This window comes from Streptomyces lydicus (assembly GCF_000717345.1).
GTDB classification, from domain to species: domain Bacteria; phylum Actinomycetota; class Actinomycetes; order Streptomycetales; family Streptomycetaceae; genus Streptomyces; species Streptomyces lydicus.
The window spans coordinates 70780-95362 of sequence record NZ_JNZA01000018.1 but is presented as its reverse complement, the minus strand read 5'-3'; the positions used below and the strand labels follow the sequence as shown (position 1 = coordinate 95362).

At 73.0% G+C, this 24583-nt stretch carries 23 protein-coding genes; 17 read left to right on the top strand and 6 right to left on the bottom strand.

Features of this window, described 5'->3' with window-relative positions; genetic code table 11:
* Positions 1 to 107: 107 nt before the first annotated feature.
* From OO62_RS19260 to OO62_RS19230, 7 genes are all read left to right on the top strand, one after another.
* Positions 108 to 767, top strand: a complete 660-nt coding sequence (locus tag OO62_RS19260) for a TetR/AcrR family transcriptional regulator (protein WP_033268707.1) — start codon at positions 108 to 110, stop codon at positions 765 to 767.
* 198 nt (positions 768 to 965) lie between these two features.
* The gene (locus OO62_RS19255; RefSeq protein WP_033268706.1) at positions 966 to 2180 is read left to right on the top strand and encodes an alpha/beta hydrolase; all 1215 of its coding nucleotides are present in this window, start codon (positions 966 to 968) and stop codon (positions 2178 to 2180) included.
* 214 nt (positions 2181 to 2394) lie between these two features.
* Positions 2395 to 3273, top strand: a complete 879-nt coding sequence (locus tag OO62_RS19250) for a DUF4429 domain-containing protein (protein WP_033268705.1) — start codon at positions 2395 to 2397, stop codon at positions 3271 to 3273.
* 100 nt (positions 3274 to 3373) lie between these two features.
* A complete protein-coding gene (locus tag OO62_RS19245; protein WP_033268704.1) occupies positions 3374 to 4777 on the top strand; it encodes a sensor histidine kinase in 1404 nt (467 codons plus the stop codon).
* Positions 4774 to 5451, top strand: a complete 678-nt coding sequence (locus OO62_RS19240) for a response regulator (RefSeq protein WP_033268703.1) — start codon at positions 4774 to 4776, stop codon at positions 5449 to 5451. The genes OO62_RS19245 and OO62_RS19240 overlap by 4 nt, the downstream gene beginning before the upstream one ends.
* Before the next feature lie 179 nt (positions 5452 to 5630).
* Positions 5631 to 6797, top strand: a complete 1167-nt coding sequence (locus OO62_RS19235) for an alpha/beta hydrolase (RefSeq protein WP_033268702.1) — start codon at positions 5631 to 5633, stop codon at positions 6795 to 6797.
* Between the two features lie 70 nt (positions 6798 to 6867).
* Positions 6868 to 8106: an acyltransferase family protein gene (locus OO62_RS19230; protein ID WP_033268701.1), complete on the top strand. Its 1239-nt coding sequence runs from the start codon at positions 6868 to 6870 to the stop codon at positions 8104 to 8106.
* A 123-nt stretch (positions 8107 to 8229) separates the two neighbouring features.
* Here OO62_RS19230 and OO62_RS19225 read toward each other — a convergent pair whose 3' ends face one another.
* Positions 8230 to 9255 (bottom strand): aldo/keto reductase, encoded by a 1026-nt coding sequence (locus tag OO62_RS19225; RefSeq protein WP_033268700.1) that lies wholly within the window; start codon positions 9253 to 9255, stop codon positions 8230 to 8232.
* A 7-nt stretch (positions 9256 to 9262) separates the two neighbouring features.
* Entirely contained in the window at positions 9263 to 9751 is a 489-nt protein-coding gene (locus OO62_RS19220; protein WP_033268699.1) for a MerR family transcriptional regulator, read from the bottom strand.
* Positions 9752 to 9878: 127 nt separating this feature from the next.
* On the opposite strand from OO62_RS19220, the gene OO62_RS19215 reads away from it, so the two are divergent.
* The gene (locus OO62_RS19215; RefSeq protein WP_033268698.1) at positions 9879 to 10700 is read left to right on the top strand and encodes a serine hydrolase domain-containing protein; all 822 of its coding nucleotides are present in this window, start codon (positions 9879 to 9881) and stop codon (positions 10698 to 10700) included.
* Positions 10701 to 10746: 46 nt separating this feature from the next.
* On the opposite strand, the gene OO62_RS19210 is transcribed toward OO62_RS19215, so the two are convergent.
* Positions 10747 to 11418 carry a pirin family protein gene (locus OO62_RS19210; RefSeq protein WP_033268697.1) on the bottom strand — a complete coding sequence of 224 codons (672 nt, stop codon included), beginning with the start codon at positions 11416 to 11418 and terminating at the stop codon, positions 10747 to 10749.
* Positions 11419 to 11475: 57 nt separating this feature from the next.
* Between OO62_RS19210 and OO62_RS19205 the strand changes: the two genes are divergently transcribed.
* The 5 genes from OO62_RS19205 to fabF all read left to right on the top strand — a co-directional run bounded on the left by OO62_RS19205 (position 11476) and on the right by fabF (position 16471).
* A complete protein-coding gene (locus tag OO62_RS19205) occupies positions 11476 to 12660 on the top strand; it encodes a PucR family transcriptional regulator (RefSeq protein ID WP_033268696.1) in 1185 nt (394 codons plus the stop codon).
* An 89-nt stretch (positions 12661 to 12749) separates the two neighbouring features.
* Complete coding sequence (locus OO62_RS19200) at positions 12750 to 13712, top strand: ACP S-malonyltransferase (protein WP_033268695.1); 963 nt, start codon at positions 12750 to 12752, stop codon at positions 13710 to 13712.
* A gap of 13 nt (positions 13713 to 13725) precedes the next feature.
* A complete protein-coding gene (locus tag OO62_RS19195) occupies positions 13726 to 14772 on the top strand; it encodes a ketoacyl-ACP synthase III (protein ID WP_033268694.1) in 1047 nt (348 codons plus the stop codon).
* Between the two features lie 105 nt (positions 14773 to 14877).
* The gene (locus OO62_RS19190) at positions 14878 to 15126 is read left to right on the top strand and encodes an acyl carrier protein (RefSeq protein WP_033268693.1); all 249 of its coding nucleotides are present in this window, start codon (positions 14878 to 14880) and stop codon (positions 15124 to 15126) included.
* A 79-nt stretch (positions 15127 to 15205) separates the two neighbouring features.
* Entirely contained in the window at positions 15206 to 16471 is a 1266-nt protein-coding gene (gene fabF / locus OO62_RS19185; protein ID WP_033268692.1) for a beta-ketoacyl-ACP synthase II, read from the top strand.
* Between the two features lie 66 nt (positions 16472 to 16537).
* Here fabF and OO62_RS19180 read toward each other — a convergent pair whose 3' ends face one another.
* Positions 16538 to 17425 carry an NAD(P)-dependent oxidoreductase gene (locus tag OO62_RS19180; RefSeq protein WP_033268691.1) on the bottom strand — a complete coding sequence of 296 codons (888 nt, stop codon included), beginning with the start codon at positions 17423 to 17425 and terminating at the stop codon, positions 16538 to 16540.
* A 134-nt stretch (positions 17426 to 17559) separates the two neighbouring features.
* On the bottom strand, positions 17560 to 18054 hold the full coding sequence (locus tag OO62_RS19175) for a DUF3145 domain-containing protein (RefSeq protein WP_018088059.1): 495 nt from the start codon (positions 18052 to 18054) through the stop codon (positions 17560 to 17562).
* A 323-nt stretch (positions 18055 to 18377) separates the two neighbouring features.
* Here OO62_RS19175 and OO62_RS19170 point away from each other — a divergent pair, with 323 nt between their 5' ends.
* From OO62_RS19170 to OO62_RS19160, 3 genes are all read left to right on the top strand, one after another.
* Positions 18378 to 19289 (top strand): SGNH/GDSL hydrolase family protein, encoded by a 912-nt coding sequence (locus OO62_RS19170; protein WP_078617249.1) that lies wholly within the window; start codon positions 18378 to 18380, stop codon positions 19287 to 19289.
* Between the two features lie 69 nt (positions 19290 to 19358).
* Positions 19359 to 20420: an aldose epimerase family protein gene (locus OO62_RS19165; RefSeq protein ID WP_033268690.1), complete on the top strand. Its 1062-nt coding sequence runs from the start codon at positions 19359 to 19361 to the stop codon at positions 20418 to 20420.
* Positions 20421 to 20568: 148 nt separating this feature from the next.
* Positions 20569 to 21267 (top strand): DUF4097 family beta strand repeat-containing protein, encoded by a 699-nt coding sequence (locus OO62_RS19160; protein ID WP_033268689.1) that lies wholly within the window; start codon positions 20569 to 20571, stop codon positions 21265 to 21267.
* Between the two features lie 17 nt (positions 21268 to 21284).
* Here OO62_RS19160 and OO62_RS19155 read toward each other — a convergent pair whose 3' ends face one another.
* A complete protein-coding gene (locus tag OO62_RS19155) occupies positions 21285 to 23774 on the bottom strand; it encodes a glycoside hydrolase family 3 protein (protein WP_033268688.1) in 2490 nt (829 codons plus the stop codon).
* A gap of 137 nt (positions 23775 to 23911) precedes the next feature.
* On the opposite strand from OO62_RS19155, the gene OO62_RS19150 reads away from it, so the two are divergent.
* Positions 23912 to 24574, top strand: a complete 663-nt coding sequence (locus tag OO62_RS19150) for a TetR/AcrR family transcriptional regulator (protein ID WP_033268687.1) — start codon at positions 23912 to 23914, stop codon at positions 24572 to 24574.
* Positions 24575 to 24583 lie beyond the last annotated feature (9 nt).

The following is a 24583-nucleotide window of genomic DNA, read 5'->3' as shown; positions in this document are numbered from 1 at the left end:
ACTAATGTCAGCCACTGACAGTTGACAAAGCAATTCATGAGTCGGTAACTGTCATCTCCCTCACAGGTAACCTGAGCAGCGAGAACACCACGGAAAGGCGGCGCAGGATGGCGACCCCGACGCCGCAGACGGCCCCCGCGGGCGGCCTGCGCGCACGCAAGAAGCAGCGCACCCGCGACGCCCTGATCCGCGCGGCACTCGAACTCTTCACGGAGCAGGGGTACGAGGCGACGACGGTCGACGAGATCGCCGAGGCCGTGGACGTCTCCCAGCGGACGTACTTCCGGTACTTCGCCAACAAGGAGGACGTCGCCTTCGCCGTCCAGGAGATGGTCGAGGCCCGCTTCATGGCGGAGCTGACCGCGCGGCCCGCGACGGAGGCCCCGCTGACCGCGCTGCGCAGCGCGGTGATGGTCGCCTGGGACGACATCGGCAGCGCCATCGAGTCGGTGATCCCGGTGGAGCTGCACATGCGCTCGTACCAAATGATCGAGTCCACACCCGCGTTGATGGCCGTCCACCTGCGCCGGTCCTCCGAACTGGAGGAGCAGATCGCGCGGCTGATCGCGGGGCGCGAGGGGCTGGACGTCGATGCCGATCCGCGGCCGCGGGTGCTGGTCGCGGCGTTCTGCGGGGTCATGCGGGTGGCGGGCAAGATCTGGGGCGAGGGCGCGGACTGCAGCGTGGCGTCCATCCGGGAGCTGACCCAGTCCTATCTCGACCACATGGCGCCGGCGATCGACGACGACTGGCGCACGCACCGCTGACCCGGCGCCCCTCGCCACCTGCCGTAACGGCCCGCGGCCGCTGCGCAACCGATTAATCTCCCCATGAGACCGCTTCCGCACGCCTGAGCACCGGAATTCGACGAACGGTGTCCGGTTTGGTCGAAATGGCCACCGTGAAACGTGATATCACTCACGGCCACAGCAGCCACCCTGTCGCGTCTCCTAGGGTGGCTCGCGGTGACTTCCTTCCCGGGCCTCGGCCCCTCCTCCGGTTTCCTTCAGTCCACCGCCTGGCGCGCCGCACTCGCCCTGGTGGTGGTGTTCGTGATGCTTGCCATGACCGGATGGACCGCCATCAGAGGCAGCAAGGACGACGCCAACCCCCTGGCCACCGCCAAGGCCGCGTGGAAGCACGCCACCTTCCTCGGTCGCCCGCTGCCCGACCCCAACTCCGGGCCGGCCGCGATCCGGGCCTTCTTCGCCCCCCTCAGCCGGGCCGAGAGCCAGCAGCTCGCCGACCGCTTTCCGCTGGCCGTCGGCAACATGGGCGGTGCACCCGTCCAACTCCGTTACCGCGCCAACCGGATGGCGATCGACGACGCCCGCGCCGTCGAGAAACGGCGGATGACCGACCACCGGCTCACGCCCGTCGGCCGCCAGGAGGCGGGCCGGCTGATGCACCGCCTGGAGTCGATGATGGCTCCGGGCCGGCAGATCCTGGCCTTCGACCCGGCCGGCGGCGGCCGGGCCGCGGAGGTCTTCGGCGACCTCCCGGCGGCGAAGCGGGTCTCGGTCGTGGTGCCCGGCGTGGACACCAACCTCTCGACCTTCGAGCGCACCGCGCGGGCGACCACCGCCCCCGTCGGCATGGCGCGTTCCCTCTACGACGCCGAGCGGCAGGCCGGCCCGGGCACCCGCACCGCCGTGATCGCCTGGGCCGACTACACCTCGCCGGCCGGACTGGGCGTCCAGGCCGCCACCGGGCAGCTTGCCGAGGCCGGCGCGGTCCGGCTGCGCGCCCTGGTGAACTCGCTGCCGTCCGCCGACTCCGTCTCGCTGTTCTGCCACAGCTACGGGTCCGTGGTGTGCGGCGTCGCCGCCCGTGCGCTGCCGTCCAACGTGGGGGACATCGCGGTGGCGGGCAGCCCCGGCATGCGGGCCGACAGCCTCGCCGGGCTCGGCACCCGCGCCCGGGTGTGGGCGATGCGGGACTCCGACGACTGGATCCAGGATGTGCCGTACCTGGAGGTCGGCGGGCTCGGCCACGGCGCCGACCCGGTCGATCCGTCCTTCGGCTCCCGGATCCTGTCCGCCGACGGTGCCGTCGGGCACGCCGGCTACTTCGCGCCCGGCACCCGCAGCCTGCACAACTTCGCGCTGGTCGGGGTGGGCGCGACCGGCTCGGTGGAGTGCGCCTCCGCCGATCCGCACTGCAGCGCGGCGACGGCCTGAGGCCGCTCCGCCACCGCGCCGCTTCCCGCGGGCCCGGCCCGGCGCCCGGGGACGGGCCGGGCCCGCGGGAACCACGTCCGGTGGAGCGCGCGTCCACGGTGCAAAGGACGGAGCGCCCGGCCGGGGAGCTCGTTGCGCACGCGGCTCCGGCGGGGCGCCTTCCAGGTGTCCGGAAGGGGGACGGGCGGGCAACCGCCCGCATACGATGAGCCACATGGGTGATGTGCTGGCCGGTTTTCACGCCGTCTGGGAGTTCGACACGGACTCCGTACTCATCCGCTTCGAACGGGGGATCCGCAGGCCGAAGCTGTTCCAGGCGCTCGGCGAGCGACGCATCCCGTACGAGGCGCTGAGCGCTGTCGAGGTGTCCGGGGGCAGACGCGGCACGGTGGTGCTGCACGCCGTGCCCCGGCCCGGCGCCGACCCCCTGATGGAGGCGGCGGACGGGCAGCTCAAGGAGGATGTCGACCCCTACCGTCTGGTGCTGCCGGCCGAACGCGAGACGCTGGCCGGGTACTACGCCGAGGAACTGCGCAGCGCGCTCGGCCCCGCCGCGAAGGAGCCCGCCGACCGCCATCTGGTGGCCGCCCCGGAGCCTCCGCTGCACTTCAAGGCGTACGACGGCAAGGCGTCCTTCGACGGCCGGTCGGTGGCCTTCCGCTGGTTCTGGACGGGCGCCTCGTCGGCGAAGTGGAAGCGCGGCGACCAGACCTTCGCGGTCGGCGAGCTGGCCGGGGTCGAGTGGCGGTCCCCGGAGATCGTCAAGGGCCATCTGCGGCTGCTGGAACGCGGCGCCCGCGAGCCGGAGACGGGCGCCGCGGACCAGGATCCCGCCGCCGTCGTCTTCGGTCCCGGGTACGGCCCGGTCCACGAGTCGCTGCCGTTCGCGGCCGCGGTGCTGCAGGCCGTCCGCGCCGCCGAGTCGGAGGAGACGCCGGACGGCGAGCCGGTGTGCCGCCGCACCGGGGACGCCCGCCGGGACCCGGCGGACATCGCGGACCGCATACGGCACCTCGGCGAGCTGCACGGCGCGGGGCTGCTGACGGACGCCGAGTTCAGCGCCAAGAAGGCCGACCTGCTGGCGGAGCTCTAGGGCGAACCACCGGACCGGGACTCATACCGTGGTACGGGGTGCAAGGCGGGACCCAGGTATGACGCTCCCGCGGCCCGGGTCCGCTTACATTGACGGCGCGATGAACGGACCCACTTCCACCCCCGCCCACCAGCCGGCCGAGCCGGGCCGCGGCACCGGGCCCGGGGCGGCCCGCGCGAGGGCGCTGCGGGCCGCACGGCAGGCGCTGCGTGTCCTCGCCGTGGAGCTCGGTACCCCGACCGAACCCGGCACCCCGCTCTTCGGCAGCGTCCAGAACCCCTGGCTGCGCCGTCTGCCGTACGTCGTGGCCTTCGTGTTCGCGGTGTCCCTGCTGCCGTCGGGCATCAACGTCCTCGGCAACGACTACGGCGTGAACGGCGGGCTGGCCGGTGCGCTGTCGACCGCGCAGACCGTACCGCTGCTGCTCGCGGTGACCCGTCCGCTGCAAGCCTGGTGGGTGATCTTCGCCGCGGACGTCGTGGGCGCGCTGGTGCTGACCGGTGTCGACGGCGTCGCGGGCCGCGCCTGGCCCTGGCCGCCCACGGCGATCGTCGGCTATCTGGCGCTGATGCTGGCGCTGTCCCTGCGCGAGCGCCGCCGCACCCTGATAGCCGTCTGGCTGACGACCGGCGTGACGGGGATTCTCTCCGAAATGAGCACGCCCGACGGCAGTCAGAGCACCTGGGTGCTGCTGTTCGTGCTCTCCGGTGTGGTGCTCATGATGGGCGCCACGCTGCGGGAACGCGGCGACGCCCAGCGGAAGTTGATCGAGCAGGAGACCATCAGCGAGGCCGAACGGGCCCGCCGGACGCTGCTGGAGGAGCGCACCCGCATCGCCCGCGAGCTGCACGACGTCGTCGCCCACCACATGTCGGTGATCACGGTCCAGGCGGACAGCGCCCCGTACCGCATCGGCGGGCTCCCTCAGGAGGCGCAGGAGGAGTTCGGGTCGATCGCGGCGACCGCGCGCGAGTCGCTGGCCGAGATGCGCCGGCTGCTCGGGGTGCTGCGCAGCGAGGAGACGGAGCGGCAAGGCGGCCCGGAGAAGGCGCCGCAGCCCGGTATCGGCATGCTGCCCAAGCTCGTCGAGGGGACCGTACGGGCCGGTGTGCCGGTGGAGTTGGTGCTGCCCGAAGATCCCGTCGCGCTCGAACCGGCGGTGGATCTGTCCGCGTACCGCATCGTTCAGGAGGCGCTGGCCAACGTGGTGCGGCACGCCCCGGGCGCACACACCCGGGTGTCGGTGACGACGGCGGCGGACGGCTCCCGGCTGACGGTGCTGGTCGTCAACTCCGCACCGCCCGCGCCCTCCGCGCCGCTGGAGACCACCGGCACCGGTCACGGTCTGATCGGCATGCGGGAACGGGTGCGGCTGGTGGACGGCACACTCGACACCGGGCCGCTGCCCGACGGCGGCTTCCGGGTCGCCGCACAGCTTCCGCTCACCCCGCCGCCCACCGCGGCGGCGGCTCCCCTCCCAGCGAAGGATTCCGGCTCCGCATGACCACGCGCGTGATCATCGTCGACGACCAGGCCATGGTGCGAGCGGGGTTCGCCGCACTGCTCGCCGCACAGAGCGACATCGATGTGGTGGGCGACGCGCCCGACGGGGTGCAGGGGGTGGCGCTCAGCCGCCGGACCCACCCGGACGTGGTGCTGATGGACGTCCGGATGCCGGAGATGGACGGGCTGGAGGCCGCCCGGCAGCTGCTGGATCCGCCGGTCGGCGTGGTCCACCGGCCGAAGGTGCTGATGCTGACGACCTTCGACGTGGACGACTACGTGTACGAGGCGCTGCGCGCGGGCGCCTCCGGGTTCCTGCTCAAGGACGCGCCGCCGGCCGATCTGATCTCCGCGGTGCGGGTGGTGGCGGCCGGTGAGGCGCTGCTCGCGCCGTCGGTGACCCGGCGGCTGATCGCCGATTTCGCCCGGCGTCCGGCGCCCCGCAAGGACCGCGGCGCACTCCGGCTGAACGGTCTCACCCCGCGGGAGACGGAGGTGCTGGAGCTGATCGCCCGGGGCCTGTCGAACCAGGAGATCGCCGAGGCGCTGATCCTCGCCGAGCAGACCGTGAAGACCCATATCGGGCGGGTGCTCGCCAAGTTGGAGCTGCGGGACCGGGCGCAGGCCGTGATCTTCGCGTACGAATCGGGGCTGGTGGCACCCGGCGAGCGCTGACCGCGCCGCCCTCCCGTCCCGACAGGACGCGTACCCCGCCCCTCCTCCCTGAGGACGAGGGGCGGTCGCACCCCCTACCCCGGTATCACCCGGGAGTTGGCTCCGCGGTGTGACGCCACGTCAGTCACCCCCTCCCTACGTTTCCCTCCGCCACACCAACGGGAGAGGGAGACACCACCATGTCCGTGCGGAGCACCGCCGTTCGACGCGGCAGGCGCACACTCATCGGCGCCGCGCTCGCGGCGGCCCTGGTCGCCGGTACGGGCGGCTGGGCGGCTGGCTCCGCGCAGACCGCCGTCACCGGGCCCGCGCCCGGCGCCGCCGCCTGGCGCGCCGACCACTCGCTCGGCGTCCGGCTGCCCGACCCGGCGAGCGCCCGGCCGGCCGCCGTCGCCCGCTTCTTCACCGCGCTGTCCGCCGCCCAGCGGCATGCGCTCGCGGCCCGTCACCCGCTCACCGTGGGCAACCTCGACGGTGCGCCGCTCGCGCTGCGGTACGAGGCCAACTCCCTTGCGCTGAAGGCGGAACGGGCCCGCCAACTGGCCCGCGCCACCGATCCGGCCGGCACCCTGGAGGACCACCGGCAGGCCGGGAAGGCGGCCGAGCGCTGTGCCGAACTGCTCGCGCCGGGCCGCCGGGTCCTCGCCTTCGACCCCCGGGGCCGCGGACAGGTGGCCGAGGTGTACGGGGACTTGGCGACCGCCGAGCACACCGCCGTGGTCGTGCCGGGCTCGGACATCGACCTGGCGTCGTTCGACCGGGCGAAGGACCCGTACGGGACCCCGGCCGGTATGGCCACGTCGCTGCGGGCGCAGATGGCGGTCGAGGCGCCGAAGGCCCGTACCGCGGTCATCGCCTGGGCCGGCTACACCACCCCGGTCGGCCTGGGCCCGGACGCGGCGACCGGGCGGCTCGCCGAGGCCGGTGCGCCGCGGCTGGCCCGGCTGCTGTCCGGGCTGGCCGCCACCGGGGTGCGGGCGCCGGCCGTGCTGTGCCACAGCTACGGCTCGGTGGTCTGCGGCCTGGCGGTGCCCCGGCTGGGCCGCGGCGACCTCGCCGACCTGATCGTCTTCGCCTCCCCCGGGACGCGCCGGGACAGCGTGGCGGAGCTGCACACCTCCGCGCGGGTCTGGGCCGCGCGGGACGCCTCCGACTGGATAGCGGACGTCCCGAACGTCGAGCTGCTGGGCCTGGGGCACGGCGCGGACCCCACGTCGCCGGGCTTCGGCGCCCGGCACGTCTCCGCCGAGCGGGCCCAGGGCCACACCGGCTACCTCGCGCCCGGAACGGACTCGCTGCGCAGCTTCGCGGCGATCGTGCTGGGCCGCTACGGCGATGTGCGCTGACGCCGCGCCCGGCCGCCTCGGGCCGCTCGCCGCTCCCCACCCCACCGGTTCACGGACGCAAGGACGCCTCATGGACTCCGCACCTCTCGCGCGCCTCGGCGGCGCGGCCCGCAGCACCGTCCGCGCCATCGAGGACCGCACCCCCGCGGACCGTGACCGGGCGATCGACGGCCTGCGCGCCCTGGCGCTGCTCGCGGTCCCCACCGGCCACTGGCTGCTCGGCGGCTTCGCCCTTGACGGCGGTGGCGCGCTGCACAACGCCAGCCCGCTGACCGCCATCGGCGCGCTCGCGCCCGCCAGTTGGGTGCTGCAGATGCTCGGCATCTTCTTCCTGGTCGGCGGCTACGCGTCGGTGCTGTCCTTCCGGCGGGCCACCGCCCGGGGCGGGTCCACGGGCCGCTGGCTGCGGGGCCGGCTCGTCCGGCTGGGCCGCCCGGTGCTCGGTGTGACGGCGGTGTGGGCGGCGCTGCTGCCGCTGCTGTTCGCCCTGGGGGTCCCCGAGGCGACGCTGCGGACCGGCGCGACGCTGGTGATCCAGCCGCTGTGGTTCGTCGGCGTCTACGCCGTGATCACCGCGCTGACGCCGTACTGCGTGCGGGCCGCCCGGCGGATGGGTGCCTGGGCGGCGGCGCCGCTGCTGGCGGCCGTGGCGGCGGTGGACTTCCTGCGGTACGGCCCGTTCGCGTCCGCCGTGCCGCCGTGGCTGAGTCTGCTGAACCTGCTCCCGGGCTGGATGTTCGCCTACCAGCTGGGGGTGTCCTGGGGTGAGGGACGGCTCGGCAGGCGCGGCGGCTGGACGCTGCTCCTCGGCGGTACCGCACTGTTCGCCGCGCTGCTGGTGTTCTTCCACTACCCGGCGAGCATGGTCGGCGTCCCCGGGCAGGACCGGACGAACTCCCATCCGCCGTCGCTGCTGGTGCTGGCCCTGGCCGCGGCCCAGTCGGGTGCCGCGGTGCTGCTCCGCGACCGGCTGGCCCGGGTCCTGCGCCGGCCCGCGCTGTGGGCGCCCGTGGTGGTCGTCAACCTCTCCGCGATGACGGTCCTGTGCTGGCACCAGACCGCGATGCTGTCGGCGGCCGTGCCCGCGTCCTTCGTGGGGGCGGTGCCGGGGCTGACCGTCGCGCCCGACACGCTCGGCTGGCTCCTGGCCCGGCTGGCCTGGCTGCCGCTGTTCGCCGTCCTGCTGGTGGTGATCGGCCGGACCACCCGCCGCTTCGAGGAGCCCTGGACGGGTGTCACCCGGCTGCGGCGGGCGCTGGCGGCGGTGCTGGCCGCCGGGTTCGCGGCCTTCGCACTGGGTCTGGCGTAGGAGCCGGGTCCGGCGTAGGGGGTGTCCGGCTGCCGCGCCGGCCCGGCACCACCGGGCCGGCCGGGACCGGCGTCCCGGCCCCCGGTGCGGACCGCGGACGCGGACCGTACCGGGGGCGGTGGGCTACTCCCGTCCCGCCGACGTGCTGGACATGTCCGCGTACCGCTCCCCCGCCACCTGGCCGGCGATCGGCTCCAGCAGGGCCAGCTCCTGCGCGCTCAGCCGGATGCGGGTGGCGCCGGTGTTCTCCTCGATGCGGGTGCGCTTGCGGGTGCCGGGGATCGGCACGACCGGCAGCCCGGCCACCGCGGCCTGCTGCTGCACCCAGGCCAGGGCGACCTGGCCGAGCGTGGCCCCGTGGACCTCGGCGATCTTGCGGACCGGCTCCAGCAGCGCGGCGTTGGCGGCCGCGTTGTCGCCCGTGAAGCGGGGCTGCATCCGGCGGAAGTCGTCCGAGCCCAGCTCCTTGTCGGCGTTGACGAACGCGCCGGTGAGGAAGCCCCGGCCGAGCGGCGAGTACGGGACGAGGGCGACGCCGAGCTCGGCCGCGGCCGGCACCACGTGCTTCTCGATGTCCCGGCTGAACAGCGACCACTCGGACTGCACGGCCGCGATCGGGTGCACGGCGTGCGCCGCGCGCAGCTCGTCCGCGGTCACCTCGCTCAGCCCCAGGTGCTTGACCTTGCCCTCGGCGACCAGCTCGGCCATCGCGCCGACGGACTCCTCGATCGGGACGTCCGGGTTGCGCCGGTGCATGTAGTAGAGGTCGATCGTGTCCACGCCCAGGCGCTGGAGGCTGCCCTCGACGGCCTGCCGGATGTACGGCCGGTCGTTGCGGATGACGCGCTTGGTCGGGTCGTCGGGGAAGGCGGGGTCCGGGGCTATCGCGAACTTGGTGGCGAGCACGATCTCGTCGCGGTGCGCCCGGACGAACGGGGCGAGGAACTTCTCGTTCTCCCCCCGGCCGTACATGTCGGCGGTGTCGTAGAGCGTCACGCCCAGTTCCCGTGCCCGCTCCAGCGTGGCGCGCGCCTCGTCGGCGTCCGTGGGGCCGTAGGCGAAGCTCATGCCCATACAGCCGAGGCCCTGCACCCCGACGCGAGGGCCGCCGGTGCCCAGCTCGACCGTTTCGATCTTCTCAGTGCTCATGGGGATCTCAGAACCTCTCGGACGCCCGCCGGGCGTCGGCATAGATGTCGATCTTGTAGTCGAGGATGTCGAGCGTGCTCTGCAGCTCCGCGATCCGCCGTCGCACGTCCTCACGGTGCGCGGTCAGCAGCCGTTCGCGCTCGGAGAAGGTGGACTCGCCCACCCGGACCAGCTCGGCGTAGCGGACCATGTCCGCGACCGGCATGCCGGTCAGCCGCAGCTTGGTCACCAGGCTCAGCCAGTCCAGGTCGCGGTTGGTGAACCGCCGCTGGCCGGTGTGCGTGCGGTCCACGTGCGGCATCAGGCCGATCCGCTCGTACCAGCGCAGGGTGTGCGCACTCAGGCCGGTGTGCTCCGCGACCTCGCTGATGGTGTACCGGTCACGCCCTGCGGGCCGAGGGTGGACGGAAGGCGCGGCGCAGGTGCGCTCCGCCGCCGGCCGTGCGCGGGTCGCGATCGCACCGTTCGCGACCGCCTCGCTCTGCGTCACCGTCATGCCCTGTCTCCCCTGTTTTCGCCGGATGCCTCTCGACGGTCCCAACGCTAGAGAGTTGGAGTGCACTCCAAGCAAGCGCGATTCCCACCCGGACTTGACCTGAATTTGGGGAGGTTAGGCTCGGGGCATGCAGAGCCTCCGGATGATCGAGAACTGGCCGGTGCCCACGGCCGCGGCCGCCGTCATACGTGCCGACGGGGTGGTGGCCGGCTCGTACGGGCCGCTGGAGCAGCGGTTCGCGCTGGCTTCGGTGACCAAGCCGCTGGCCGCGTACGCCGCGCTGCTGGCCGTCGAGGAGGGCGCGATCGAGCTGGACGAGCCGGCCGGCCCCGAGGGGTCCACGGTGCGTCATCTGCTCGCGCACACCTCCGGTCTCGCCTTCGACGAGCCGCGCGTGATGGCCGAGCCGGGCACCCGCAGGATCTACTCCAACGCCGGCTTCGAGGCGCTGGGCGACCACCTCGCCAAGGCGACCGACATCCCCTTCCCGCAGTACCTGCGCGAGGCGGTGCTCGAACCGCTCGGCATGACGGCGACGGAGCTGCCCGGCTCCCCCGCCAAGGACGGCGTCTCCACGGTCGCCGACCTGATCCGCTTCGCGGCCGAGCTCCAGGCCCCGCGGCTGCTCTCGGAGAGCACGCTGGCCGCGGCGACCCAGGTGGTCTTCCCCGGCGTGACGGGCGTGCTCCCGGGCTACGGCCACCAGAAGCCCAACGACTGGGGACTCGGCTTCGAAATCCGCGACGGGAAGTCGCCGCACTGGACGGGCGCCGGTTCCTCGCCGCGCACCTTCGGACACTTCGGGCAGTCCGGGACGTTCCTGTGGGTGGACCCGGACGCGCGGGCCGCCTGCGTCGCGCTGACCGACCGGGCCTTCGGGCCGTGGGCGATCGAGGTCTGGCCGCAGCTGACGGACGCGGTGCTGGCCGAGCTGGCGCAGACGGCCTGAGCAGCGCGGACGTACGGGCCCGGGGACATCTCCCGGGCCCGCCGCGTCACCCGTGCCGCGGCTCCGTCCCCATCTCCCACACCAGGCACTCCGATGCCGCCAGCCCCTTCAGCTCCAGGTCGGCCCCGTCGGTGATCCGCGCGGAGTCGCCCGCCTCCAGCCGCTCGTCGCCGACCCGTACGGCGCCGCGCACCACGTGCACATAGGCGCGCGCGGCGTCCGGGACCGCGGTGCGCTCGCCGTCGGCCAGGCGCCGCAGATGCAGCAGGGCGCCGGCCCGCGGCACCGCGTAGGGGGTGCCGTCGGCGATGCCGCGCACCACCTCGTACGACGGTTCGCCGCCGGCCTCCTCCGGTGCCAGCCACATCTGCACGAAGCGCAGCGGCTGTCCCGCGTCGTTGCGCTCGACGTGCCGTACCCCGCCCGCCGAGCTGAGCCGCTGGAGATCACCGGGGCGTACGGTGGTCTCGTGGCCGGTGGTGTCGCGGTGGGTCAGCTCCCCCTCGATCACCCAGGTCACGATCTCGGTGTCGCGGTGCGGATGCTCGTCGAAGCCGGCGCCGGCCGCCAGCCGCTCCTCGTTGCAGGCGATGAGTGCGCCGAAGCGCAGATTGTCCGGGTCGAAGTGGGGCCCGAAGGAGAACGCGTGCAGTGACTCGATCCCGGCGTCCGGATCGCCGCCCCGATAGCGTTCCGCGCCCCTGCGCACCTGAATCATTGGCCCACCGTAGCCCCGCCCCCTCACCTCCTCGCCCCGATAGTGCAGGCTTGTCCCGTGTCTGAACCCGCTTCGCGCGACGCGCACCCGCACTCGGCGACCCTCCGGCGTCTGGAGAACTCGTCCGGCAAACTGGCCGCCGCGGCCATCGCCCGTATGGACGCCACCCTGCCGTGGTACCGCGCGATGCCCCCGGAGAACCGTTCCTGGATCGGTCTGGTGGCGCAGGCCGGCATCGCCGCCTTCACCGAGTGGTTCCGGCATCCGGAGACCCCCCAGGCGATCAGCACCGACGTCTTCGGCACCGCCCCGCGCGAGCTGACCCGGGCGATCACGCTGCGGCAGACCGTGGAGATGGTCCGTACGACCATCGAGGTCATGGAGACGGCGATCGACGAGGTCGCAGCCCCCGGCGACGAGTCCGTGCTGCGCGAGGCGCTGCTGGTCTACGCCCGGGAGATCGCCTTCGCCACCGCGCAGGTCTACGCGCAGGCCGCCGAGGCGCGCGGCGCGTGGGACGCCCGGCTGGAGTCCCTGGTGGTCAACGCGGTGCTGTCGGGGGAGGCGGACGAGGGCGCGGTCTCCCGGGCGGCGGCGCTGGGCTGGAACTCGCCCGAGCACGTGTGCGTGGTGCTGGGCACCGCGCCCGACGGGGACAGCGAACTGACCGTGGAGGCGATCCGGCGGGCCGCCCGGCACGCCAAGCTCCAGGTCCTCACCGGGGTGCTGGGCTCGCGCCTGGTGGTGATCGCGGGCGGCTCGGACAATCCGCTCAAGGCCGCGAAGGCGCTGATCGGCCCGTACGCGGCCGGCCCCGTGGTGGCCGGCCCGGTGGTCTCCGACCTGCTCGCCGCGACCCGTTCCGCGCAGGCCGCGGCCGCCGGTCTGCGGGCGTGCGCGGCCTGGCCGGACGCCCCCCGGCCGGTGCTGGCCGACGACCTGCTGCCGGAGCGCGCGATGGCCTCCGACCCGGTCGCGCGGGAGCAGTTGGTGGAGGAGATCTACAGACCGCTGGAGGAGGCGGGGTCGGCGCTGCTGGAGACGCTGAGCGTCTATCTGGAGCAGGCGAGCAGCCTGGAGGGCGCCGCGCGGATGCTGTTCGTGCACCCCAACACCGTGCGCTATCGGCTGCGACGTGTGACGGACGTCACCGGATGGTCACCCTCCGATGTCCGCTCGGCCTTCACCCTCCGTATCGCGCTGATTCTGGGGCGTCTGGCTGACGGTGAGGCACAACCCTAGACTTTTGTCGGAGACCAACAATTCCCCCGATGGTTCTTGGTCCCTGTCCCCACGGGCGGGCGGAACCACCCACAAGAGAGAGTGTGAGGGTGCTCGTACTCGTCGCTCCCGGCCAAGGCGCTCAGACGCCCGGCTTCCTGACCCCCTGGCTCGACCTCCCCGGTGTCGAAGACCGGCTCCGTGAGTGGTCGGCCGCCATCGACCTGGACCTGATCCACTACGGCACGAAGGCCGACGAGGAGGAGATCCGCGACACCGCGGTGGCGCAGCCGCTGCTGGTGGCCTCCGCCCTGATCTCCGCCCGCCAGCTGTTCCCGACGGCCGACGGCTTCGCCGCGCAGGTCGGCGCCGCGGCCGGCCACAGCGTCGGTGAGCTCGCCGCCGCCGCGCTGACCGGCGCGGTCTCCGACGAGGCCGCGATGAAGCTGGTGCGCCGGCGCGGCCAGGCGATGGCCGAGGCCGCCGCGATCACCGAGACCGGCATGGCCGCACTGCTGGGCGGCGACGAGGCCGTCGTCATCCCGCACCTGGAGCAGCTGGGCCTCACCCCGGCGAACGTCAACGGCGCGGGTCAGATCGTCGCGGCGGGCACCGCGGAGCAGATCGCCGCGCTCGTCGAGAACAAGCCGGAAGGCACCCGCCGGGTCGTACCGCTGAAGGTGGCCGGCGCGTTCCATACTCACCACATGGCACCCGCCGTCTCGGCCCTGGAATCCGCGACCACCCAGCTGTCGGTCGCCGACCCGCACACCCGTTACGTCTCCAACAAGGACGGGCAGCTGGTCTCCTCCGGTCACGAACTGGTGCAGCGGCTGGTCGGCCAGGTGGCCAACCCGGTGCGCTGGGACCTGTGCATGGAGACGTTCAAGACGCTCGGCGTCACCGCGCTCATCGAGGCCGCCCCCGGCGGCACGCTCACCGGCCTGGCCAAGCGTGCGCTGCCCGGTGTGCAGACCCTCGCCCTCAAGACGCCTGAGGACCTCGACGCGGCCCGCACGCTGATCGCCGCCGCGTCCTCTGCCGTCACCGCAGGCTCTGCACCGGCCGAATAGGAGTCCGAAGCGCATGACATCGAAGATCAAGCCCTCGAAGGGCGCCCCGTACGCGCGGATCATGGGCGTCGGCGGCTACCGGCCGACCCGTGTCGTGCCCAACGAGGAGATCCTCAAGCACATCGACTCGTCCGACGAGTGGATCCGTTCGCGGTCCGGTATCGCGACCCGCCACTGGGCCGGCCCCGAGGAGACAGTCGCGACCATGTCGGTCGAGGCGTCCGGCAAGGCGATCGCCGACGCCGGCATCACGCCCGAGCAGATCGGCGCCGTGATCGTCTCCACCGTCTCGCACTTCAAGCAGACGCCGGCCGTCGCGACCGAGATCGCGCACCGCATCGGCGCCGGCAAGCCGGCCGCCTTCGACATCTCGGCGGGCTGCGCGGGCTTCGGCTACGGACTGACCCTGGCCAAGGGCCTGGTCACCGAGGGCAGCGCGGAGTACGTGCTGGTCATCGGCGTCGAGCGGCTGTCGGACCTGACCGACCTGGAGGACCGCGCGACGGCCTTCCTCTTCGGTGACGGTGCCGGCGCGGTGATCGTCGGTCCCGCCAAGCAGCCGGCGATCGGCCCGACGGTCTGGGGCTCGGAGGGCGACAAGTCCGAGACCATCAAGCAGACCCTCGGCTGGGACGTCTACCGCACCATCCCTCTCCCCGGCGGCGACGGGCCCGAAGAGCGCCCCGCCCTGGAGGAGATCCGATTCCCCGCCATCACCCAGGAGGGCCAGGCGGTCTTCCGGTGGGCGGTGTTCGAGATGGCGAAGGTCGCCCAGCAGGCGCTGGACGCGGCCGGAGTCAGCCCGGACGACCTGGACGTCTTCATTCCGCACCAGGCCAACATGCGGATCATCGACTCGATGGTGAAGACTCTGAAGCTGCCGGAGAGCGTGACGGTCGCCCGCGACGTGGAGACCACCGGCAACACCTCGGCCGCCTCCATCCCGCTCGCAATGGAGCGGCTGTTGGCGACGGGTCAGGCCAAGAGCGGCGACACCGCGCTGGTCATCGGCTTCGGGGCGGGTCTCGTCTACGCCGCGACGGTCGTTACCCTCCCCTAGGGCAAGATCTGCGCAGCACCGTACGTCTTCGGACGTGTCGGCCACGCACGGATCTTCACCGCAAGTAACGCAGTTTCCCCTTAAAATGACCGAAGGAGCGCCATCATGGCCGCCACTCAGGAAGAGATCGTCGCCGGTCTCGCCGAGATCGTGAACGAGATCGCCGGTATCCCCACCGAGGACGTCAAGGTGGACAAGTCCTTCACCGACGACCTGGACGTCGACTCGCTGTCCATGGTCGAGGTCGTCGTCGCCGCCGAAGAGCGCTTCGACGTGAAGATCCCGGACGACGACGTCAAGAACCTCAAGACCGTCGGCGACGCGACCGACTACATCCTCAAGCACCAGAGCTGATCCAGCTCACCCGCGCATGTCGCCACCCCGCGGTGGCGCCGTCGATTCAGACCCCTCTACCCGTGGAGTAAGAATTCCCGTGAACGCGACCAATCGCACCGTGGTCGTCACCGGTATCGGCGCAACCACACCGCTGGGTGGCGACAGCGCTTCGACCTGGGAGGCCCTGCTCGCCGGACGTTCCGGCGTGAGCACCCTCGAGCAGGACTGGGCCGCCGAGCTGCCCGTCCGCATCGCCGGGCAGATCGCCGTCGAGCCGTCCGAGATCATCCCGCGGCCGCAGGCCCGCAAGCTGGACCGCTCGGCGCAGTTCGCGCTCGTCGCGGCCCAGGAAGCCTGGAAGGACGCGGGCTTCACCGCCAAGGCGGGCGAGGACACGTCGGTCAACCCCGACCGTCTGGGCGCCGTCATCGCCTCCGGCATCGGTGGTGTGACGACCCTGCTCGACCAGTACGACGTGCTCAAGGAGAAGGGCGTACGCCGCGTCTCCCCGCACACCGTGCCGATGCTGATGCCGAACTCGCCGTCCGCCAACGTCGGCATCGAGTTCAACGCCCGCGCCGGTGTGCACACGCCGGTCTCGGCGTGCGCGTCGGGCGCCGAGGCCATCGGCTACGCCATCGAGATGATCCGCTCGGGCCGCGCCGACGTCGTCGTCGCCGGTGGCACGGAAGCCGCCATCCACCCGCTGCCGATCGTCGCGTTCGGCAACATGATGGCGATGTCCAAGAACAACGACGACCCGCAGGGCGCCTCCCGTCCGTGGGACGTCGACCGCAACGGCTTCGTGCTCGGCGAGGGCGCCGGCGTGATCATCCTGGAGTCCGAGGAGCACGCCAAGGCCCGCGGCGCCACGATCTACGCCGAGGCCGTCGGCCAGGGCATCTCCGCCGACGCGCACCACATCACGCAGCCCGAGCCGTCCGGCAACGGCATCGCGGCGGCGCTGCAGAACCTGATCGACAACACCGGTCTCAACCCGGCGGAGATCGTGCACGTGAACGCGCACGCGACGTCGACCCCGGCCGGTGACGTCGGTGAGCTCAGGGCGCTGCGGAAGGCGTTCGGTGACGACGTCGACCACATGGCCATCACCAGCACGAAGTCGATGACCGGCCACCTCCTGGGTGGCGCGGGCGGCATCGAGACGGTGGCCACGGTCCTCGCGCTCAAGAACCGCATCGCCCCGCCGACGATCAACATCGACCAGCTCGACCCGGAGGCCGACGCGGACATCGTCCGCGGCGAACCCCGCAAGCTGCCGGCCGAGGGCACGATCGCGGCCCTGAACGACTCGTTCGGCTTCGGCGGCCACAACGTGGTGCTCGCCTTCCGCACGGTCTGAGGCACGCTCAGCACAACCCGAGGGCCCGCCCGGTGACACACACCGGGCGGGCCCTCGGCGTGTCCCTCAGTCCCCGAAGCTCGCGAAGTAGGCCGCGGAGGCGTCCTCTTCGCCGTGGCCCTGCTCCGCGGCCCGCCGGAAGCGCTCCGCGGCGGCCGTGGCCAGGTCCACCCGTACGCCGGCTTCCCGGGCGGCCTCGGTGATCAGCCGGGCGTCCTTGCGCGCGGCGGAGACGGTGAAGCTCGGCTGATAGTTCCCGGACAGAATCGTCTCGGATTTCAGCCGCAGATACGGCAGGTCGAGCGCGCCGCCGGAGACCGCGGAGAGGAAGGCGCGCGGGTCCACCCCGAGCCCCTCGGCGAGCCCGAGCACCTCACCCGTACCGCTGATGACGGTCAGCACCCAGGTGTTGACGACGAGCTTGAGTCGGGTGGCGGCGCCGCTCGCGGCGTCCTCGCCGACCCACTGGGTGCGGCTGCCGATGATGTCGAAGACCTGCCCGGCGCGCTCCCGCACGTCCTGCGGGCCGGCCGCGAGGATCGTCAACTCGCCCTTCTCGGCGGGCTCCTTGGTGCCCAGGACGGGAGCGTCGACGAACCGCAGCCGGTGCTCACCGGCGAGGTGGACCAGCGGGGCGAAGCCTTCGGTGCCCACCGTGCTCGCCTGGATCCACAGGGCGCCGGCCGCGAGGGACGGGGCGGCCTGGCGCATCGCGGCGAGCACGGCGTCCCCGTCGAGCAGCATCGTGAGGACCACCGCGGCGCCGTCCACGGCCTGCGCGGGGGTGTCGGTGACGCGGGCCCCGTCGGCGGCCAGCGGCTCGGCCCTGGCCCGCGTACGGTTCCAGACGCGGACGTCCAGACCCGCCCTGGCGAGGTTGCGGGCCATCGCCGCGCCCATGATGCCGGTGCCGAGCACCGCGACGGACAGGGGTGAGTTGTTGTTGTCGGCCATGCCGGCACGCTAGGCCGTCGAGCGCACTCCAAGGCAACCGCTGCCGCGTGTCGCCGGGCCGCCGCCCGGACGGGCCCCCGCGGGAGAGATCCCCTAAACGACCTGGTGGAGGCAGCGGACCGGCGCCTCAGTCCTCATACGACTTGGTGCAGCCAGCGCACCGGGGCGCCCTCACCGGCGTAGCGGAACGGCTCCAGCTCGTCGTCCCAGGGCTTGCCGAGGAGCTTGGCGACCTCGGCGGCCAGCTCGGTCTCGCCACGCGCGGAGCGGGCGACGGCGGCGCGCAGCCGGTCCTCGGGGATCAGGATGTCGCCGTGGATGCCCGTGACGGCGTGGAAGATGCCCAGGTCGGGGGTGGAGCTGTAGCGCTCTCCCTCGGCGGTGGAGCAGGGTTCCGCGGTCACCTCGAAGCGGAGCAGGTGCCAGCCGCGCAGCGCGGAGGCCAGCTTGGAGGCGGTGCCGGCCTCGCCCTGCCAGGAGAACTCGGCTCTCCAGGTCCCCGGCGACGCCGGCTGCCGGATCCAGTCGAGATTGACGCGCACGCCGAGCACGCCCGCCACGGCCCATTCGACGTGCGGGCACAGCGCGCGCGGAGCGGAGTGGACGTACAGAACTCCACGTGTCGTCACCGGGACCTCCAGTGCGGTTCGAGGTTCGCCTTCCCCAGCGGCCTCGTGCCCGTTCCGGTTGCGGCCGGGACAGTTGCCATTCTGCCCCAGTGATCACTTCGGCACCAGCATGCGAGGTGACCTACAGTAAACACCATTAGGCGGAATTTGCCGCAAAAGGGACAGGAAATGACGTGATGTAATTTGTCTGTGCCGACTGCACTTACCACTTGGGGTCACCGCCCGGCAGGCACGGGGCAAAGCTACCGCGCGGTGCCGGGCGAGGGGGTGACGTACCGTCGGTACCCGAAGAGATATCACTCGCACGCCGGAGGGGACAGGGGATGACGCAGATCGATCGGCCCTCGCGCCCCCCGAACCGCCGCTTCGGCCACCGATTCTCACGCACCGTCACCGCCGCTGCCGCCCTGCTGATCGCCCTCACCGCCTGTAGTGCGGACGGTACGGGCGGCTCGCACTCCGGTGCGTCGGCCAAACGGAAGACCGCGCACGGGCCCGTATGGCGCACCGATCCCCACTCGATCGCGGCACTCGGCGATTCGATCACCGTCGGCTTCGACGCCTGCACCGTGCTCTCCGACTGTCCCGAGGTCTCCTGGTCCACCGGCACCGACCCCAAGGTCGACAGCCTCGCCCGGCGGCTGGTCCCCCGCCCCGCCACACACAGCTGGAACTTCGCGAAGACCGGCGCGGTGATGAACGACCTGCCCGACCAGGCCGCCGCGGCCGCCCTGCACAAACCCGAACTGGTGACGGTCCTGATCGGCGCCAATGACGCCTGCCGCCGCGACGTGACGGCGATGACCCCGACGGCCACCTTCCGCGCCGACTTCGCGCGGTCCCTGACGTACCTGCGGCGCACCCTGCCGCACACCCAGGTGTACGTCGCGGCCGTGCCGGACCTGCTGCGGCTGTGGTCCGAGGGGCGCAAGAACCCGCTCGGCAAGGAAGTCTGGAAGCTGGGGATGTGCGGGTCGATGCTGCGCGACCCGGACGATCTGACCCGGCCGGCGCAGGACCGCCGGGCGGCGGTGCAGGGCCGGGTGAAGGCGTACAACGCGGCGATGGCGGAGGTGTGCGGCAAGGATCCGCTGTGCCGCTTCGACCGGTCCGTCTTCGACTACCGCTTCACCGACCGGCAGTTGAGCACCTGGGACTGGTTCCACCCGGGCACCCGCGGCCAGCAGGAACTGGCGGAGCTGGCGTTCCGCGCTGTCACCCGTAAGGGGTCCTAGCGCGGCGGCCGCACCCCCGCGCGCGGTCCGCAACGCCGCCCACCGGGCCGCGGGCATAGGCTCGCGCGCATGGAGACGCAGGTCAGCAGGGAATTCTTCGGCACGCTGGACGACGGCAGTCGCGTCGACCGCTGGACCCTGGAGACCGGCCCCGGGCCCGGCGCGCTACGGGTCCGGGTGCTGACGTACGGCGGCATCGTCCAGAGCGTCGAGGCCCCGGACCGGGACGGGCGCCCGGCGCAGCTGGCCCTGGGCTTCGGCGAGCCGGCCTCGTACGCCGCGCACGGCGGCTCGCACTTCGGCGCGCTGGTCGGGCGGTACGCCAACCGGATCGCCGGGGCGGCCTTCACGCTCGACGGCCGGACCTACGAGCTGACGCCGAACGACGGGGCGCACAGCCTGCACGGCGGACCACGGAACTTCTCCCGGGTGGTGTGGGACGCCCGCCCGGTGGCGGGCGGGGTGGAGCTGCACCGGGTCAGCCCGGACGGCGAGGAGGGCTTCCCCGGCAACCTGGACGTCCGGGTGACCTACACGCTGTCCGACCGCCCCGGGGGCGGCGCACTGCGCATCGCCTACCGGGCGCGGACCGACGCCCCGACGGTCGTCAACCTGACCAACCACACCTATCTGAACCTGGGCGGGGACGGCAGCGGCAGCGCCACCGGGCACGAACTGCGGCTCGCGGCGGCGCGCTACACGCCCGTCGACGGCACCGGCATCCCGCTGCCGGGCGGACCGGCGGAGGTCGCCGGCACCCGGTTCGACTTCCGGACGGCGCGCCCCGTGGGCGACGCGTACGACCACAACTTCGCCCTCGACGGCGGGGTGACCGAGGAGCCACGGGTGGTCGCGGAGCTGTTCGACCCGCGCTCCGGCCGGGTGCTGGAGCTGGCGACCACCGAGCCCGGTCTGCAGCTGTACACCGCCGGCCATCTCGACGGTTCGCTGACCGGCACCTCCGGGGTCCCCTACGGGCCGGCGGCCGGCCTCGCGCTGGAGACCCAGCACTTCCCCGACTCCCCGAACCGGCCGGAATTCCCGGGCACGGTGCTGCGGCCCGGGGAGACCTACCGCTCCACGACCGTGTACGGGTTCGGGGTACGGACCCGGAGTGCGGGCGGGTACTGAGGGAGGGGGCCCCTAGGGGCACGTCATACCGTGCGGTGACGTGAAGGTCATCCCCTGCGGGGACGCCCGCGCAGGGGGGAAGACCGAAGATGGTGGTGATCGGTTCGCTTCCGCTCCGATCCTTGCCTGCCACGGGAGAAGTTACGTCATGCCCCGCCTCCGCGCTCCTCATCTCGTCCTGTCCTGTGCGGCGTTGACCGTGCTGGTCACCGGCTGCTCGCTGTCGGGCTTCGGCCCGACGAAGGAGGCGGAGCGCACCTACTCGGTGCAGGGCAAGGTGACCGCGCTGTCGGCGACGACCCATGGCGGGGACATCGAGGTGGTGCCGGTGGACGCCGGCGGCTCGGTCAAGGTGCGGGAGAAGTACCGCTACAACGACAGCAAGCCGACTCCGGAGCACGAGCTGAAGGACGGCCGGCTGACGCTGAAGGCCGAGGACTGCGGCATGGGGCGCAAGTGCGAGGTGGACTACCGCGTGCTGCTGCCGCGTGACGCCTCGGTCAATCTGCACACCAGCGGCGGGGACGTCACGATCCGCGGCACCTCGGGCGCGATCACCGCGGAGACCAGCGGTGGCGACATCAACGTCGCGGACTCCACGGCGCGTACGACGCAGGTGCGGACCAGCGGCGGGAACGTGGACGTCGCGCTGGTCGCGGCGCCGGACGAGGTCTCGGGACGGACCAGCGGAGGCGATGTCACCATCCGCCTCCCCAAGGGCTCCTACAAGGTCGACGCCTCGACGAGCGGCGGCACCAGCAAGGTCGACGTGCCGACCGACCCGCGGTCCGCGCACAAGGTGACGGCGCGGACGAGCGGCGGTGACGTGTCGGTGGTGACCTCGTAGTGCCCCCGGCCCGGTCGTCAGCCGACGGTGACTTCGGCGGTCAGTCTGCGGTCGGCGACGCTGTGCGCCGCCTCGACGGTGTAGACGCCCTTGACGCGCCGCCAGCCGCCGTCCTCCTCCCAGACCGCGAAGGCGCGGTCTGGGAGCGGGATCTCGGTCTCGGCGCTCTCGCCGGGGCCGGCCTCGACGACCGCGAAACCGGCCAGCCAGCGGGCCGGGCGCTCCGGTGCGTCCGGGGCGGAGTCCGCCGTCGGCGCCAGATAGATCTGGACGACCTCCCGCCCGGGCCGCTCGCCCGCGTTGCGGAGCCGGACCCGCACCGAGTCGGGGGTGGTGTCCAGCGACTCGTACTCCCAGTCGGTGTATCCCAGGCCGTGCCCGAAGGGGTACGCGGGCGCCGCGGCCGACGCCCGCCAACCGCGGTACCCGATGAACACGCCCTCGGAGTAGTCGAGTTGGCCGTCCGTCGGGGCGACCGTGGTGACCGGGGCGTCCTCGATCCGGGCCGGCCAGGTGGTGGGGAGCCGCCCGCCCGGTTCGTGCGCGCCGAGCAGCACCTCCGCCAGCGCCGCACCGCCTTCCTGGCCGGGGAACCAGCTCAGCAGCACGGCGGGGACCCGGGTGCGCCACGGCAGCTCCACCGGCGACCCGGCGTTGACGACCACCACAGTGTGCGGGTTGACCGCGGCGACCCGGGCGACCAGCTCGTCCTGCCGGCCCGGCAGCCGCAGATCACGGCGGTCGAGGCCCTCGGACTCGACCTCCTCGGTCGTGGCGACGACCACGACCGCGGCATCGGCGGCGGCCGCGGCCCGGACCGCCTCCTCGATCTCGGCGTCGGGGTCGAGCTGCGGCTCGCGGTGGCCGAGGGTGAAGTGGAGCGCGTCCATGCCCTCGCCCAACCCGAGGCCGAGCGGGACGAACCGCAGGACGACGTCCACCGGCTTCCCCACCGTCAGCTCCGCCGTGACCTGCCGCTCGACGGGGTGCATGAACGCCTCGAAGGGGTCGTGGCCCTCCGGCGCGCAGTGCTCGTCGAAGAGCACCGCACCGCCGACGGTCAGCCGCAGGTCACCGGTGCCGGCGACGGCGAAGGTGTGCCGGCCGCCGGTCCGCGGGACGCAGGTGCCGGTCAGCTCGACGGCGGCCAGTTCGTTCCGGGTGACGCCCGCGGGGAAGCGGCCCATCGCCTGCACCTTGCCGTCGAACTGCGGTGTCTCGGCGAGGACCCGGCCGTCGGCGGTGAGGTAGCGGGCGCGCAGGGTGAAGCCCTCCCGGGCGTGCGGGGTCCGGGTGCGCGGGTCCGCCCCGGGCGCGAAGGTGACCTCGACGCCCTCGGGCAGCGCGGCCCGCAGGCCCTCCAGCGGGGAGACGACGGTGTCGGGGAAGACGGTCGCGGAGCCGCCGCCGAGCACCCGGGCGTCGCGTGCGCTCGCCCCGATGACGGCGAGGCTGCGCAGCGCCGTGGCGTCGAGCGGCAGCGCCCGCCGCGCCCCGCGGACGGGCTCGTTGCGCAGCAGGACGAAGCCCCGGCGGGCGACCTCGCGGGCCAGCGCCCGGCCGTCGATCCCCTGCGGGACCCCGGCCGGATCGACGGCGGCCGCGACGCCCTCCAGGCACCCCGTCCGGGCGGCGAGCAGCAGCACCCGGCGCACCGCGGCGTCCACCTCCGCCTCGGTCACCTCGCCGGCGCGGACGGCCGCGGCGAGGGGGGCGCCGTAGACCGTCCGGGGCCCGGGCATCGCCACGTCCAGGCCGCCGCGCAGGGCACGCACGGTGTCGCGGGCCGCCGTCCAGTCGGAGACGTTGCAGCCGTCGAAACCCCATTCCCCGCGCAGGACTTCGTTGACCAGATAGCGGTGCTCGGTCATCGTCGCGCCGTTGACCTGGTTGTAGGCGGTCATGATGCCCCAGGGGTGGGCGTTGGTGACGATGTGCTCGAAGGGCGCCAGATACAGCTCGCGCAGCGGACGGGGGGCGATGCGGTTGTCGACGGTGAGCCGGTCGGTCTCCGCGTCGTTGCCGACGAAGTGTTTGACGGTCGTGCCGACGCCGCCCTCCTGGACGCCCCGCACATACCCGGCGCCGATCGCGCCGGTGAGCAGCGGGTCTTCGGAATAGCACTCGAAGTGCCGGCCGCCGAGCGGTGAGCGGTGCAGATTGACGGTCGGCGCGAGGAGGACGTGCACGCCCTTGCGGCGGGCTTCCTGGGCGAGGAGGTGGCCGGTCCGGCGGGCCAGTTCGGGGTCCCAGGTGGCGGCCAGCGCCGTGGGGCTGGGCAGGGCGACCGAGGGGTCCTCGGCGCTCCACTCCTGACCCCGTACGCCGACCGGGCCGTCCGACATCACCAGTGAGCGCAGTCCGATGGCGGGCAGGGCCGGCAGGGTCCACATGTCCTGGCCGGACAGCAGCCGGGCCTTGGCGTCGAGGTCGAGGGCGGCGAGCGCGCGTTCGACGGCCGTGGCGTGGTCGACGCGGGCGGCGCGCTGGGGCTGGTCGTCGGTCATGCGGTCTCCGGTGCTCCTGAGGTTGACGGGCGGGCCCCCTGCCCGGATTCTCACCCTCCACCTGCCACACGGTAGGCGTCGTTACGCTTCCGATACACCAGCCGTACGGGATCTCCACGCCGGGTTACGCTCGGCCGGTGACTGTACGAGACGAGGACGGCACACCCGGCGGCCGGCCGGCGCCGCGGCGCGGCGGGGGCGGGCGGCAGGCCCAGCGCGCCGAGCGGCGGGAGGCCCTCCTGGAAGCCGCCATGGAGCTCATCTCGGAGCGCGGCTACCGCCGTACCTCGCTCGCGGCCGTCGCCGAGCGCGCCGGACTGACCCAGCAGGGGCTGCTGCACCACTTCCCCACGAAGGAGTCGCTGCTGGTGGCCGTCCTGGAGGCGCGGGACCGCTGGGACCTGGCCTCGGCGGCCGCGGCGTGGCGCACCGACACCCTCACCCAGCTCGTGGACTACAACGCCACCCGCCCCGGCCTCGTGCAGACCTACACCGTGCTGGCGGCCGACAGCGTCACCGAGGAACACCCCGCCCGCGCCTTCTTCGAGTCCCGCTTCCGTGCCGTACGGGCCTCGATGGCCGAGACGCTGCGGGCCGAGTTCGGCGAGACGCTGCCCGGCGGGCTGACCCCGGAGCGGGCGGCGCCGCTGCTGGTCGCGGTGCTGGACGGGCTGCAACTGCAGTGGCTGCTGGACCCGGAGGAGGTCGACATGCCCGCGGCCTTCCGGGACTTCCTCGCCCTGCTGGGAAGCGGGGAGCGGCGGTCCGGCGGGCCGGGCGCGGCCCCGGACGAAGGCTGAACCGCCGCT